The organism is Rhizobium sp. BK212, from assembly GCF_014197475.1.
GTDB lineage: Bacteria > Pseudomonadota > Alphaproteobacteria > Rhizobiales > Rhizobiaceae > Rhizobium > Rhizobium anhuiense.
In genome coordinates this window covers 79,308-92,554 of sequence record NZ_JACIFS010000010.1, presented here as the reverse complement: position 1 = coordinate 92,554, position 13,247 = coordinate 79,308, and the positions used below count along the sequence as shown (strand labels likewise).

Annotated in this window: 14 protein-coding genes; 8 read left to right on the top strand and 6 right to left on the bottom strand. The window is 62.5% G+C overall.

What is annotated here, in order from left to right:
• Positions 1-18: 18 nt before the first annotated feature.
• Genes tsaD through FHT79_RS26305 form a run of 5 tightly spaced genes read left to right on the top strand, consistent with a single transcriptional unit; the run spans position 19 to position 3,513 of the window.
• The gene (gene tsaD / locus FHT79_RS26325; RefSeq protein WP_183904480.1) at positions 19-1,152 is read left to right on the top strand and encodes a tRNA (adenosine(37)-N6)-threonylcarbamoyltransferase complex transferase subunit TsaD; all 1,134 of its coding nucleotides are present in this window, start codon (positions 19-21) and stop codon (positions 1,150-1,152) included.
• A complete protein-coding gene (locus tag FHT79_RS26320; RefSeq protein ID WP_183904479.1) occupies positions 1,149-2,132 on the top strand; it encodes an NAD(P)H-dependent glycerol-3-phosphate dehydrogenase in 984 nt (327 codons plus the stop codon). Before tsaD ends, FHT79_RS26320 begins: the two co-directional genes overlap by 4 nt.
• A 9-nt stretch (positions 2,133-2,141) precedes the next feature.
• Entirely contained in the window at positions 2,142-2,435 is a 294-nt protein-coding gene (locus FHT79_RS26315; RefSeq protein WP_132574315.1) for a YciI-like protein, read from the top strand.
• Between the two features lie 2 nt (positions 2,436-2,437).
• Positions 2,438-2,869, top strand: coding sequence for an EVE domain-containing protein (locus tag FHT79_RS26310; RefSeq protein ID WP_047615609.1), 432 nt, complete (start codon positions 2,438-2,440; stop codon positions 2,867-2,869).
• Positions 2,866-3,513, top strand: coding sequence for a methyltransferase (locus FHT79_RS26305; RefSeq protein ID WP_183904478.1), 648 nt, complete (start codon positions 2,866-2,868; stop codon positions 3,511-3,513). The genes FHT79_RS26310 and FHT79_RS26305 overlap by 4 nt, the downstream gene beginning before the upstream one ends.
• Before the next feature lie 84 nt (positions 3,514-3,597).
• Here FHT79_RS26305 and FHT79_RS26300 read toward each other — a convergent pair whose 3' ends face one another.
• From FHT79_RS26300 to speB, 6 genes are all read right to left on the bottom strand, one after another.
• Positions 3,598-5,400: an adenine deaminase C-terminal domain-containing protein gene (locus tag FHT79_RS26300; RefSeq protein WP_183904477.1), complete on the bottom strand. Its 1,803-nt coding sequence runs from the start codon at positions 5,398-5,400 to the stop codon at positions 3,598-3,600.
• A gap of 163 nt (positions 5,401-5,563) precedes the next feature.
• Positions 5,564-6,535 carry an ornithine cyclodeaminase family protein gene (locus FHT79_RS26295; RefSeq protein WP_183904476.1) on the bottom strand — a complete coding sequence of 324 codons (972 nt, stop codon included), beginning with the start codon at positions 6,533-6,535 and terminating at the stop codon, positions 5,564-5,566.
• A 158-nt stretch (positions 6,536-6,693) separates the two neighbouring features.
• Positions 6,694-7,341 (bottom strand): amino acid ABC transporter permease, encoded by a 648-nt coding sequence (locus FHT79_RS26290; protein ID WP_047615604.1) that lies wholly within the window; start codon positions 7,339-7,341, stop codon positions 6,694-6,696.
• Positions 7,338-8,006: an amino acid ABC transporter permease gene (locus FHT79_RS26285; protein ID WP_047615602.1), complete on the bottom strand. Its 669-nt coding sequence runs from the start codon at positions 8,004-8,006 to the stop codon at positions 7,338-7,340. Before FHT79_RS26285 ends, FHT79_RS26290 begins: the two co-directional genes overlap by 4 nt.
• A gap of 143 nt (positions 8,007-8,149) precedes the next feature.
• Positions 8,150-8,947 (bottom strand): transporter substrate-binding domain-containing protein, encoded by a 798-nt coding sequence (locus tag FHT79_RS26280; RefSeq protein ID WP_047615601.1) that lies wholly within the window; start codon positions 8,945-8,947, stop codon positions 8,150-8,152.
• Positions 8,948-9,032: 85 nt separating this feature from the next.
• Positions 9,033-10,094 (bottom strand): agmatinase, encoded by a 1,062-nt coding sequence (gene speB, locus FHT79_RS26275; RefSeq protein ID WP_183904475.1) that lies wholly within the window; start codon positions 10,092-10,094, stop codon positions 9,033-9,035.
• A 260-nt stretch (positions 10,095-10,354) separates the two neighbouring features.
• Between speB and FHT79_RS26270 the strand changes: the two genes are divergently transcribed.
• The 3 genes from FHT79_RS26270 (at position 10,355) to FHT79_RS26260 (ending at position 13,245) form a co-directional block, all read left to right on the top strand.
• Positions 10,355-11,431 (top strand): extracellular solute-binding protein, encoded by a 1,077-nt coding sequence (locus FHT79_RS26270; protein ID WP_027682553.1) that lies wholly within the window; start codon positions 10,355-10,357, stop codon positions 11,429-11,431.
• A gap of 93 nt (positions 11,432-11,524) precedes the next feature.
• Positions 11,525-12,409, top strand: a complete 885-nt coding sequence (locus tag FHT79_RS26265) for an ABC transporter permease (RefSeq protein ID WP_063473784.1) — start codon at positions 11,525-11,527, stop codon at positions 12,407-12,409.
• Positions 12,406-13,245: an ABC transporter permease gene (locus FHT79_RS26260; RefSeq protein WP_047615593.1), complete on the top strand. Its 840-nt coding sequence runs from the start codon at positions 12,406-12,408 to the stop codon at positions 13,243-13,245. The genes FHT79_RS26265 and FHT79_RS26260 overlap by 4 nt, the downstream gene beginning before the upstream one ends.
• Positions 13,246-13,247 lie beyond the last annotated feature (2 nt).

The window sequence follows — 13,247 nt, the reverse complement described above, 5'->3', positions numbered from 1 at the left end:
AATCAACGAACAGGCTTCATGGTTCCCTTTCTACGCATCCTTGGCATCGAAACAAGCTGCGACGAGACCGCCGCCGCCGTCGTCGAGCGCGATGCGGAGGGGCATTCCAACGTGCTGTCGGACGTGGTGCTGTCGCAGCTCGACGAGCACAGCGCCTATGGCGGCGTGGTGCCGGAGATCGCCGCGCGCGCCCATGTCGAGGCGCTGGACGAGCTGATCGAAGAGGCGCTGAAGCGTGCCAATGTGTCGCTGGGCGATGTCGACGCCATTGCCGCCACCTCGGGGCCGGGGTTGATCGGCGGGCTGCTCGTGGGGCTGATGACCGGCAAGGCGATCGCCAGAGCCGCCGGCAAGCCGCTCTATGCGGTCAACCATCTCGAAGGCCATGCGCTGACGGCGCGGCTGACGGACGGGCTGTCTTTTCCCTATCTGATGCTGCTCGTCTCCGGCGGCCATACCCAGCTCATCCTGGTGCGCGGCGTCGGGCAATACGAGCGCTGGGGCACGACGATCGACGATGCGCTCGGCGAAGCCTTCGACAAGACGGCAAAGCTGCTCGGCCTGCCCTATCCCGGCGGACCGGCGGTGGAGCGGATGGCGCGGGACGGCAATCCCGATCGTTTCAATTTTCCGCGGCCGCTGGTCGGCGAGGCAAGGCTCGATTTCTCCTTTTCCGGCCTGAAGACGGCCGTGCGGCAGGCGGCACAGGATATCGCGCCGCTCAGCGATCAGGACGTGGCGGATATTTGCGCCTCGTTCCAGAAGGCGATTTCGCGGACGCTGAAGGATCGCATCGGCCGCGGCCTGCAGCGCTTCAAGACGGAATTTCCGGCGACATTGCCTGCTCCTGGGCCTGCTACCGGCTCTGCTGCTGGCGAAAAGCCGGCACTCGTCGTTGCTGGCGGCGTCGCCGCCAATCTTGAACTGCGCGGCACGCTGCAGGCGCTGTGCGACAAGAATGGCTTCCGCTTCATTGCGCCGCCGCTGCACCTCTGCACCGACAATGCCGTGATGATCGCCTGGGCGGGACTGGAGCGGATGGCAGCGGGTGCCGCGCCGGATGCGCTCGACGTACAGCCGCGGTCGCGCTGGCCGCTCGATTCCAACGCGGAAAGGCTGGTCGGTTTCGGAAAAAGAGGAGCCAAGGCATGAGCGAAAACATCGCCGTCGTCGGATCGGGGGCTTTCGGCACGGCGCTTGCCGCCGTCATCGCCCTTGCCGGGCGCAGTGCGGTGACGCTTGTCGGGCGCAATCCGGCGCTGATGGAAGATCTGAAGAGCGAGCGGCTGCATGATGCGGTGCTGCCCGGCATTTCTCTGCCTGACACGCTGGAATTTTCCGCCGAGGCGGATGCAATCACCGGCGCCTCCATTGTGCTTTTTGCGATGCCGTCGCAGGCGCAGGCCGATGCGGCGCGGCAATACGGACCGTATCTTTCCAAGGATGCTGTCGTCGTCACCTGCGCCAAGGGCATCGAGCGGGCGACGGGCAATCTTCTGACGGATATGCTGGAACGTGAACTGCCGGACCATTCCGTCGCGGTGCTCTCAGGCCCGGGTTTTGCCGCCGATATCGCCAAAGGCCTGCCGACGGCGATGGCGATTGCGGCAGCCGACATGGAGACGGCGGAGCGGCTGGCGCAGGCCATATCAGGCCGGACCTTCCGGCTCTATGCCTCCAGCGACCGGATCGGCGTGCAGCTCGGCGGCGCGCTCAAGAATGTGCTGGCGATCGCCTGCGGCATCGTCGAAGGCCGTGGCATCGGCGATTCCGCGCGTGCGGCGCTGATTGCGCGCGGGCTTGCGGAAATGTCGCGTTTCGTCGTCGCCAAGGGCGGCCAGGCGGATACGGTGCGCGGGCTTTCCGGGCTCGGCGATCTGGTGCTGACGGCGACGAGCCATCAATCGCGAAACCTGCGCTTCGGCATCGCGCTCGGGCGCGGCGACAAGACCGATCCGCTGCATGGCGCGCTGGTGGAAGGCGCGTTTGCCGCCTCCGTCGCCTCGCGGCTGGCGGCGGAGTTGAAGGTCAGCATGCCGATCACCGATGCCGTTTCCGCCATCATCGACGGCAGGCTCGATATATCAGAGGCGATCGAGCAGCTGATGACGCGTCCGATCACCACCGAATAGGAGACAGACATGCTTTTCGCCCTTCTCTGCAAGGACAAACCGGGACATCTGAACGTGCGGATGGATACGCGTCCGACACATATCGAGCATCTGAACAAGCTGAATGCCGAGGGGACGCTGAAGATCGCCGGCCCATTTCTCGACGATGACGGCAAGCCCTGCGGCAGTCTGATCATCGTCGAAGCGGAATCGAAAGAGGCGGCGCGGGCGCTTGCCGATGCCGACCCTTACGCCAAGGCCGGGCTGTTCGAAAGCGTCGAGGTCCAGGCCTACAACTGGGTCTTCAACAAACCGGAGGCGTGAACATGGCGCACTGGCTCTATAAATCCGAACCCGCCTCCTGGTCCTGGGAGCAGCAGAAGGCTGCCGGCGAAAAGGGCACGGAATGGACCGGCGTCCGCAACTACCTGGCACGCAACAATATGCGGGCGATGCAGATCGGCGACAAAGGCTTCTTCTACCATTCCAATGACGGGCTGGAGATCGTCGGCATCGTCGAAGTCTGCGCCCTCTCCCATCCCGATTCCTCCGCCAAGGGCGATCCGAAGTGGGATTGCGTCGATATCCGCGCCGTCATGGACATGCCGAAGCCGGTGACGCTGAAGGATGTCAAGGCGAGCGAGAAGCTTGCCAAGATGGCGCTCGTCACCTCGATGCGGCTGTCGGTGCAGCCGGTGACGGAAGAAGAATATCTCGAAGTCTGCCGCATGGGCGGGCTGGACAATCCGCCGCGTTGAAGACCGATCCCGAAGCCTTCATCCGCGCCAATACCAGCCTGATGCCGCCGCCGCATGTGCCGGAGATTTCGCTCTATCTGGCGAGCGAGGCGCATGAACTCTGGCTGAAGACGGAGGAGGAGCTGGAGGCGATCGGTCTGCCGCCACCCTTCTGGGCTTTTGCCTGGGCGGGCGGTCAGGGACTGGCGCGCTACATCCTCGACCAACCGGAAACGGTGCGCGGCAAGCGCGTGTTCGATTTCGCCAGCGGTTCCGGCCTTGTCGGCATTGCGGCTGTGATGGCCGGTGCCCGCAAGGTCACCGCCTGCGATATCGATCCCTGGGCGCAAGCCGCAGTCCGGATGAATGCCGAGGCCAATCGCGTTTTGCTCGGATTTACCGGCGCCGATCTGATCGGCCAGGCCGTCGATGCGGATATCGTGCTTGCCGGCGACGTCTTCTACGACCGCGCTTTCGCCGATGCGCTCGTTCCCTGGTTCGCGATGCTGGCGGCCGAGGGCAAGGCGGTGCTTGTCGGCGATCCCGGACGCAGTTACCTGCCGCGGGGTCGGCTGGAATTCTGCGCGGTTTACGAGGTGCCGGTGACGCGGGCGCTAGAGGACAGCGAAATCAAGAGGACGACGGTGTGGCGCTTCGCTCCCTAGGTCGGGCCGACATTCAGGTTTCGATCGCGCGGGCTGTTCTATGTTGGCATCCCAGCAAGCACTCGCCGATTGTTTTTTTGCCAGTCAAGCCTTTTCGAAGAGCGGCGAAATTACCATTTCCGGCACCAGCACCAGGCCCTTGTCGGTTATCCGGATTTCCGGGATGACCGACAGCGGGATAAGGTTGAAGCCCATATAGGCAATGGTGCAGCCTGCCTTTTCCCACTCGAGCTTCAAGGCCTTTACCTCGTCCGCGACCCGGTGCACGCGCTGGTCGGACAAGAGCCCGGCGATCGGCAGCGGCACCATGGCCGTCACCTTGCCGTCCATGACGACACAGACGCCACCCTGCCTTTCTTCGATCGCGTCCAGCGCCACCTGCATGTCGGCGGCATTGGTGCCGGCGACGATGATGTTATGGCTGTCGTGGCCGACCGAGGATGCGACCGCGCCCTGTCTGAGCCCGAAGCCGTTGAGCAGTCCGTGGGCGACATTGCCGGCTGACTTGCCGTGGCGCTCCACCACCGTCACGAAGCAGAGGTCGTGCCTGTCGAAATGCGCCTGCCAGTCATTGGCCGGCTCCAGCGTGACGGTGACGTGGCCGAGGGTAATGCCGGGCAGCTCCGTCTTGATCGTATGAGCGACGACCGTCTCCGTCGGCAGGTCCGGTGTCAGCTTGAGATTTTTGGGCAGCTTGACCGTGTGGTAGGCGGCATCCGGATAGCGGTACGGTTTCGACAGAGCTTCGTCGAGGATCGGCGTGATCTTCTTGCTGTCGACGACGAGTTTGCCACCATACCAGGTGCTGACCGGCGTAAGGTCGTCGCTGAGAAGCACCAGATCGGCCCGGCGCCCGCCGCCCAGACCGCCGATTTCGCCTTCCATGCCGAACCGCGTCGCGCCGTGCAGCGAACCCATCGCCCAGGCCTCTTCCGGCCTCATGCCGTATTTCACGGCTTCGCGCGTTACCCAGTCCAGGCCGAAGGCGAGCAGATCTTCCGCATCACGGTCGTCGGTGCAGACGGCGACGCGCTTGTGGGAGGCGCCGAGCTCGGTGATCGTCTTGATCGCCTGCGGCAGCGAATGCCAGGGAGTCGTCGGCGGGCCGCCGCGCAGGAAGATCCACACGCCGGCTTCCAGCAGGTCGTCGGCAATATCGCGGTCGATGGCTTCATGCGTGTCGGTAACGCCGGATGCGGCATAGGCGGCAACGAACTCTCGTCCGTAGACATGGCCCGACACCGGCCTGCCGCGCTCGAGTGCTGCAGCCAGGACCGCATGGCTGCGCTCGTCGCCCATCGCAACGGGGACGAAATCCATCTTCTCACCGAGAGCCACGGCTTCCGGCCATTTGTCGAACAGGGCGGCGATCTTGTCCGGCGTCAGGTCGCCGCCGGCTGTTTCCAGGTCCGGCGTCGTCGCCGGCACGGTGCTCGGCACGGTCAGGAAGATCGACAGCGGCGCCTGCCGCGCATCCTCGAGCATGGCCTCGACGCCGGCGACGTCCATGACGTTGCCGATCTCGTGGCTGTCGCAGAAGATCGTCGTCGTGCCGTTGAGGAGTGCAGCTTCCGCATAGGCGCAGGCCGTCACCATCGAGGATTCGATATGGATATGCGGATCGACCAGACCCGGGGCGATGATGCCGCCTCTGGCGTCGTAGAGCTTGGCGCTCCCGCCTCTGTAGCTGCCGGCTGGCTTCACGGCTGCAATGCGGCCCCCCGAAATCCAGACTTCCCGTCCGTCGAGAAAGCGCTCCGAATAAGTGGACAGGACGCGCGCGCCCTGGATGACCAGGTCGGGTTCGCGACGAGCGGAGGCGACATCCGCAAGACGGCGGGTCATGGTCGAGAGCGGCTGAACGGAGAAGCGGGTAAGCGTGCTCATGAAAACCTCATTTCCAGGACTCGGGGAGGAAAGGCCAGAGTGTAGGGAACGCGGTCGAGGGAAGGAAGCACGAATAGCTCTTGTCTCTGGCGCAGATGCCTGACTGCTGGAACGCGGCAACAGGCGCGTTCCGATCATTCGCGATCGCCCGGGCCAGAAGGCGTCAGTCTGCGATCAAGGCAGCTTCATAGACCATCGTCGCGGCGGCAAGATCAGCCAACGCCGTTCCGACTGCCTTGTAAAGGGTGATTTCATCGTCGGACGTCCGCACCGGAATATCCCGGCGGCACAGCTCATCAAGTGTCGCACGCACTGCATCTGTAGACATGACGCCAGCCCTGATCGGCTGAACCAGATCGCCTGCTTCGTGAAGGGCTTCGTGCGTGTCGATATAGACCGAGGAGCGCCGAAGCGCTTCGTCATCGGCCTCGCGCATCGCCGGCGTGAAGCCGCCGATCAGATCGACATGGGTGCCCGGCTTCAGCCATTCGCCCCGGATAAGCGGTGCGGTCGCCAGCGTCGCTGCGCTGACGATATCGGCTTGCCGCGTCGCGGCTTCCAGATCCGTGACGGCAGTGGCCTGGAGGCCTCGTTGCCGAAGGCTCTGCGCCAGCCGTTCCGCGCTGGCGGGATCGATATCCCAGATATCGACATGCGCGATCGGCCGGACGGCGCGGTAGGCATCGGGTATGAGGCTCGCGACGCGGCCTGCGCCGATCACCAGCAGACGGTGCGCGTCCTTTCGAGCGAGATAGTCCGCGGCAAGGGCCGATGCCGCCACCGTACGGCGCGCCGTGATCGTGTTGCCGTCAAGGAGCGCAAGCTGCATCCCGGTCCGGCCATCATAGAGCATGTAGGTCGAGGTCAAACCGGGAATGCCGCGCGCCGTGTTTCCGGGAAAGACGGTAACGATCTTGATGCCAAGGTAGCGCTCCGACCGGTGCGTTTCATGCCAGGCCGGCATCAGAAGCAGCGTCGCATCCGGCTCGCCGCTATTGGCTATCGTGTGGTGATGCCGTACCGGCACAACACAGCCTTCGGCAAATGCTTGCCGCAAAGTCGCAACCAGCGCGTCGAAAGGCAGAAGCTCGCCCGTTGTCCGGGCATCGAGAATACGGATTTGTGTGTCGGTCATTGAAGCGATCTCTCAGTGAGTTCTGACTGCTGGATAAAGCGAGTTCTGTGTGATTGAACGAGGCCGCGTCGCCGCTGCGCGGCGCACCAGTTTTTCAACCGGCATCGGCCCTTTGGACATTCCGTTGCGATCGGAATGCGGGGGCAACGCGGCACCGCTCAGCCAAACGCCGCCTTCTTCTCCAGAATTCTGGCGTATTGCGTCAGCGGATAGCACAGGGCGAAGAAGATCACGGCGACGAGACCGTAGACCTTGAAAGGTTCGAAGGTCGCGTTGTTGATGGCGTTTGCGGTCTTCAGCAGTTCTTCGAAGCCGAGGATCGAGGCCAGTGCGGTGCTCTTGATCAACTGAACCAAGAACCCGACGGTCGGCGCGCGCGTGATCCGGAAAGCCTGCGGCAGGATGATAAGGCGAAGTTCGAGGAGACGGTGCAAACCCAGGCTGGCTGCGGCGTCCCATTGCCCGCGCGGCACCGCCTCGACGCCGCTCCGCCAGATTTCGGCCAGATAGGCACTGGCATAGAACGTCAGGCCGCAGACGGCGGCAGTCCATGACTCGATGCGGAAACCGAGCATCGGCAGGCCGAAGAACATCAAAAAGAGCTGCATGAGAAGCGGCGTTCCCTGAAACAGGGCAATGTAGCCGGACGCGAAGCTGCGCGGCCAGCGCGTTTTCGATATCCGTGCAGAGAGGATCGCCAGGCCAACGATGGCGCCGCCGGCAAAGGCTGCGAGCGAAAGCAGCAGCGTCCAGCGTGTTGCGAAGACAAGATTGCGCAGAATGTCCCAGAAGGTGAACTCAATCATGCCAGACCGGCTCCCAGAAAACGGCGTTTCCCGGCGAAAAGGAGCCGGCGAAGTGCGGCGGACATCAAAAGGTAGATCAACGTCGCCACCAGATAGGTCTCGAAGGAGCGGAAGGTCCGCGACTGAAGCAGATCGGCCTCCTGCGCCAGCTCGCGGACGGATATTTGCGATACCACCGCCGATTCCAGCATCATGATGATGATCTGGCTCGTCAGTGCCGGAAAAATGATGGCGAGCGCTTGCGGCAGAATGATCTTGAAGAACACCAGCCGAGGTCTGAGGCCGAGTGCCTGTGCCGCCTCCTTCTGGCCTCTCGGTATGGCATCGAGCCCGGCCCCGACCACCTCGATCGTGTAGGCCGCCATGTTGAGGGTCATGGCAAGAACTGCGGCAGAGATCGGATCAAGGCGAATGCCGAGGCTGGGCAAGCCAAAGAAGATGAAGAACAGCTGCACCAGGAATGGCGTATTGCGCATGACTTCCACATACAGGCCGACGGCCTTGCGCAACCATGGATAAGGTCCCCGGCGCGCGGCCGCGCCGAGAACGCTGAGAACGATCCCGAGGACCGATGTGGAGGCCGTCAGTGCAAGCGTCGTGCCCGCGCCATAAGCCAGAGCGCCCATTCCGTCCCATAGCCAATTGAAATCGAGGCTGTATCTCATCGCTTGTCCTTTGGAGCCGGATGACCTGGGTTGGGTCGGCCCGAAATCTGGATCCGCCTCTCAACCAAAGAATTGGAGCATGATGCCGCCGGAATCGCTTGCGGTTTTCGACATCATGCTCTGGTGGGTGGGAGACCGCCTCGTCAGTCCTTCAGGTTTTCAGGGTTGAGCGGTGCTTTCAGCCAGCTTTTCGAGCTTGCGTCGAGTGAACCATCGGCGATCATTGCGGCGACGCTGTCATTGACGGCCTTCTTCAGGCCCTCCTCGCCCTTGCGGAGCGCGATATGCGAGGGCGAGCTGAGGAGCTGGAATTTCTGCTCCGGCTTCAGTTCGTCCTGTCGTGCCAGAACCTGCGCACCGACATCGTTGCCGACGACCATCAACTGGGTCTGGCCGGATATGAAGGCCTGGATGACCGAATTGTAGTTCTCGAAACGCTGGATCGCGGCCGAACCGGGGGCGGCGGCGGTCAGCGAGGTGTCTTCGAGCGTCCCGCGATTGACGGCGACGGTCTTGTCGGCAAGGTCTTCCTTGCCGCTCACCTTCAGCGCAGCCGGACCGATGACGGCGATATAGTAGGGGGCGTACGGGGCGGCAAAATCGATAACCTCGGCACGCTCCTTCGAATAGCCGACGCTCATCAGCAGATCGACGCGGTCGTCGTTCAGGTAGGCGATCCTGTTCTGACCAGTCACGCTCACGAGATTGAGTTTCACGCCGAGCCCGTCGGCGATCTTCTGGGCGACGTCGACGTCATAGCCTTTGATGCTCATATCGGCGCTTGCCGAAGAGAAGGGCGGGAAATCGGAGAAGATGCCGATGTTGATCTCGCCTGCGGCTTTGATATCGGCAAGTTCGTCAGCCTGTGCGGCCCCTGCCAGGATGCCGAATACGGCAATTGCCGCGGTGGCGGCGTAGCGCAATTTCATAAGAGCAGTCATGTCGTTCCCCTTTTTTGAGACGTGTTGTGCGACAGGTGATGGATGGCAGCGGACACGAGGCACGCTGCCGGTGTGAAGCTGGTTCTCAGGTCATGTTTGTCCTGACCGCGGGACTGAACATCGCGAGGCACAGGAGTTCGAACAGGACCTGCGCGGCGATCTGCGCGGTGTTGGTGGTGTTGTCGTATTGCGGCGCGATTTCCACGACGTCGCCGCCGACGAGGTTGATGCCTTTGAAGCCGCGCAGCAGGGTCAAGGCCTCCCTCGGCTGAAGCCCGCCCACTTCCGGCGTGCCGGTTCCCGGAGCGAAGGCCGGATCGAGGCTGTCCACGTCGAAACTGAGATAGGTCGGACCGGCGCCGACAACCTCCAGAGCCTTTGCGATCACGGCCTTGAGGCCCATCTCCGCCACCTCTTCCGCGTGGATGACGGTCATGCCGGAGGCAAAGGAGAACTCCCAGAGATATTCGCCGCCGCCGCGGATGCCGATCTGGATCGTCCGCTTCGGATCGAGCACACCGGCCAGAACCGCCTCGCGGAACGGCGCGCCGTGATGGAACTTGGAGCCCTCATAGGGACCTGCGGTGTCGCAATGAGCGTCGATGTGGATCATGCCTACGGGCTCGCTGGCCGCCAGGCCCTTGAGAATGGCGCCGGAGATCGAATGGTCGCCGCCGACCGACAGCGGGATGACCCCGGTTGCCGCGATCATCCGGTAGCAGGCCTCGATGTCGGCATGGCATTCGGCCAGGTCGAACCGGCTGCGCATCGGCACGTCGCCGACATCGGCGACTTTCAACCCTCCCATCGGCGCGACACGCAGAACATGCTCGTAGGGGCCGACACGCTCGATCGCCCGGACGGCCCGCGGCCCCAGCCGCGCGCCGGCGCGATTGGTGACGCCGAGGTCCATCGGCACACCGATCAGAGCCACGTCAAGCGCCTCAAGCACCTCGGGCCGCAAGCCATTCTCGATGAAACGGGCGTCCAGAAAGGTCGCAGGATCGGCAAAGGGCCATTTGCGGCTGTCGCCGTCCTTGAATACGCTCGCCGCCACGGCGCGGAAGTGCGGATCTTCCATCTCCCCGCCTGCGGCGCTGCCGAAGCGCTTTCTCAAGTTTTCCAGAAAATCCCGATCAATGGTCAAGGCAGGCTCCCACGTATTGATGCTGCCATCATCATCAGCGCCGCACGCTTCTCTTGGAACCGCGAAAATTCGAGAGGGGATATAACGATTGCTGATAGCTCGGATCCGCCGAGGCGCCGCGATGCGGGTCGTGCGTTCATCGGTACGTTCAGAAAACTTTATAACCCGGCGAGAATTTTCCCACTACCGCGGTCGGCAACCTCCCAGCAGTCTCCGATACGAACGGTCCGGCAGAGGGCCGACAACAAAGGGAACCTACCATGTTGCACGATATGACACGCCGCCGCTTCCTCGGATCCGCCGCTGCCGCGGGGATTGCCGGCACGATGACCGGGTTTGCGCGATCCGCCGCTGCCGGCAGCGGCAATCTCACCGCCGTCGAATGGGGCGGCGATGTCGTCGAGGCCATGAAGCAGATTGCCGCCGACCAGAATGCGGCGACGTTCAACTGGGTTCTCCATCAGGGCGGCGCAGGCGCGATCCTGCCAAAGATCAAGGCCGTCTGGCCGAATGTCGACTACGACTATGTCGCCGGCTGGGAGGGCTCATTCAACAGCATGGTGAAGGAGGATTGGCTCGAGACCATCAATCCTGCCGATGTTCCCAACCTTGCGAATATTCCCGAGAAAATCATCATTCGGGACGGCAAGGGGAATATCAAAGCGGTCCCACGCGCCGTTGGCGGCATGTATTTCGGCGCCCGAACCGACACGGCTCCGATCGCTGTGAAGACCATCGATGATCTGCTGAGCCCCGATCTTAAGGGGGCGATCTGCTGGCCAGGCCCGACACAGAGCATGATGCTCCAGATCGTCGCGCTCGCCCTTCACGCCGGCGGCAGTGAAACGAATATGGAACCCGGGTGGAAGCTCATGACGGAACTGGCGAAATCCGGCAATATCGGCCGCGTCGCCATCACCGATATCGATTTCACCAATTCGTTGACGTCGGGCGAGACCTCCGTCGGCTTCTTCGCTGAGCCCGGCTGGGCGGCCGTGGCGAAGAACTTCCCGGTTACGCGTTTCACCAAGGACAGTAACTTCAAGGCCTTCCTCTACCAGAGCGGTTTCGGCGTGCTGAAGAATAGGCCGAACACCAAGGCGACACTCGATTTCGTCAACTTCGCGATCAGCCCGGACATGAACTCGCTCTACGCCAAAGTGGCGGGCGAAGCGCCGTTGAACAGCAAGGCGGTCACCCCCGACAATCTCAAGCATCTGTCCTTCACGTCGGACGAGTTTTCGAGCTTCGTCTATGTGCCGGACTACAATGTCGTTCTCGAACAGCAGGATGCCTGGTCCAAGCGCTGGGAACAGGACATCGCTCCGTTGCTCTAAGGCACCTCGCGGCAGGTTATCGAAGGCGCGAGGCGGGCTTCGATAACCTCCCTTTCTCATGCCCCGCAAGGGCGAGGAAAAGGCTGTTTCACCATGACCAAAGCAAGGCGGCAACCCGTTGCCATTTCTATTCCTGATCGCCGAGATGTCGCCCTGACGCTCGGACCAGCCCTGCTGGTGTTCGCCTTCGGTTTTCTGTCGCCATTAGTCAATCTGGCAATCGAAAGCTTGAAGGAGTTTACGCCGGGGCGCGTCGGTTCCGTTGAAAATGCCGCGGCGACAGTTCAAAACTACTATGAGCTGGCAAACCAGGCGTTTGCGAGCGTCCTGCTGACGACTTTCTGGATCGGTGGAGCTGCCGCGATCATCGGCCAGCTCGTGGCATTCCCGCTGGCCTACTTCATCGTACGGCGCATTTCCCCGCGGATGCGGGCGCTCACTCTCGGCTTTTTGATTACGCTTGTTCTCTCCAGCGTCCTGATCAAGACCTATGCGATCGAACTGACCTTCGGGTCGGTCGGCATCTTCCGCCCCTTCCTCTTGACACTTGGCCTTTCGCCCAACAGCCGCGAATATATCAATATCGTCGTGACTGCGGGTCTGGTTCACTCGATCATACCGGTCGCAACGCTGACGCTGATTGGCGCGATGCAATCGATCGATCCGCGTCTGCTCGATGCAGCCCAGTCGCTCGGCGCGCCGGGATGGAAAGCCCATCTGTCGATCACGCTTCCCCTGAGCTTCCCGGCTCTGATCTCAAGCACGCTTGTCTCGCTGACTTTCGCGATCAGCGCCTTCGTCATTCCCATGGTGCTCGGGAGGGGCCGGGTGCTTTTCATATCGAACGTCATCTACACCCGGTTCAGCGATATCGCCAACTATCCGAGCGGCGCGGCGATCTCGCTCGTCATGCTTGCGGCGGCGTTGGCGGTGGTCGCTGTCATAACGTTTGCGCAGGCCTGGAAGGTTTCCCGATGAGCAGACAGTCTCTTGCAGCGCGAACCGGAGACCGGATCGCCGTTTCCCTTGCCTACGGTGTCATCGGCCTTGGATTGGCGTTCCTCGCCATCCCGTTGGTGATAACATGCATCATGGCTTTCGACGCCAGGACCTACCTTGGTCCAATGCCGCCACCTGCCTTGTCGCTTCACTGGTTCGAACGGCTGGTTTCCCAGGCGGATATCCTTACCAGCCTACGCACCAGCCTCATCTTGGCGGTACTCACGACGGTTCTGTCCGTCACGATTGGAACTGCGGCGGCTGTTGGCCTTGCCCGTGGCAATTTTCCAGGAAAGGCGGCGCTGACTTCGGCCTTTCTCTCGCCACTCATCGTCCCGCCCGTCGTCATTGGATTCGGCCTGCTGCTTTTTCTTTCCAAGGCCGGCATCACGAATGGTATGGCGCGCCTGCTCCTCGGCCACGTGATCGTGACGTTGCCCTATTGCATAAGGACCAGTCTCGCCAGCCTTCTCGGCAGCGATCAACGATTGACGGAAGCCGCAATGGTTCTCGGCGCCACCGAGCGCCAGGCCTTCTGGACCATTACCCTGCCGCTCATGCGGACGGGTGTCGTCACCGGGGCGATCTTCGCCTTCGCCATTTCAATAGATGACGTATCGATCAGTCTCTTTCTGAGCGATCCGTCCGCAACGACCTTGCCTGTTACGCTGGTCAGCAACATGCGGGCGGCTTTCGACCTGACGATCGCTGCGGCGGCCGTGGTCCTGATTGCCGTCACCGCGTTGCTGATCGTCGTGCTGGACCGGGTCGTCGGCTTCGACACTGTCGTCGGCCAGGGTTTGTTTCGTTCTTGAGG

Excerpts from the sequence above, each read along its gene's own strand:
- tsaD (WP_183904480.1), top strand. The coding sequence starts at position 19 with ATGGTTCCCTTTCTACGCATCCTTGGCATCGAAACAAGCTGCGACGAG.
- FHT79_RS26290 (WP_047615604.1), bottom strand. The coding sequence starts at position 7,341 with ATGATTGAGTTCACCTTCTGGGACATTCTGCGCAATCTTGTCTTCGCA.
- FHT79_RS26320 (WP_183904479.1), top strand. The coding sequence starts at position 1,149 with ATGAGCGAAAACATCGCCGTCGTCGGATCGGGGGCTTTCGGCACGGCG.
- FHT79_RS26300 (WP_183904477.1), bottom strand. The coding sequence starts at position 5,400 with ATGAGCACGCTTACCCGCTTCTCCGTTCAGCCGCTCTCGACCATGACC.
- FHT79_RS26280 (WP_047615601.1), bottom strand. The coding sequence starts at position 8,947 with ATGACTGCTCTTATGAAATTGCGCTACGCCGCCACCGCGGCAATTGCC.
- FHT79_RS26310 (WP_047615609.1), top strand. The coding sequence starts at position 2,438 with ATGGCGCACTGGCTCTATAAATCCGAACCCGCCTCCTGGTCCTGGGAG.
- FHT79_RS26285 (WP_047615602.1), bottom strand. The coding sequence starts at position 8,006 with ATGAGATACAGCCTCGATTTCAATTGGCTATGGGACGGAATGGGCGCT.
- FHT79_RS26295 (WP_183904476.1), bottom strand. The coding sequence starts at position 6,535 with ATGACCGACACACAAATCCGTATTCTCGATGCCCGGACAACGGGCGAG.
- FHT79_RS26315 (WP_132574315.1), top strand. The coding sequence starts at position 2,142 with ATGCTTTTCGCCCTTCTCTGCAAGGACAAACCGGGACATCTGAACGTG.
- FHT79_RS26265 (WP_063473784.1), top strand. The coding sequence starts at position 11,525 with ATGACCAAAGCAAGGCGGCAACCCGTTGCCATTTCTATTCCTGATCGC.
- FHT79_RS26270 (WP_027682553.1), top strand. The coding sequence starts at position 10,355 with ATGTTGCACGATATGACACGCCGCCGCTTCCTCGGATCCGCCGCTGCC.
- FHT79_RS26260 (WP_047615593.1), top strand. The coding sequence starts at position 12,406 with ATGAGCAGACAGTCTCTTGCAGCGCGAACCGGAGACCGGATCGCCGTT.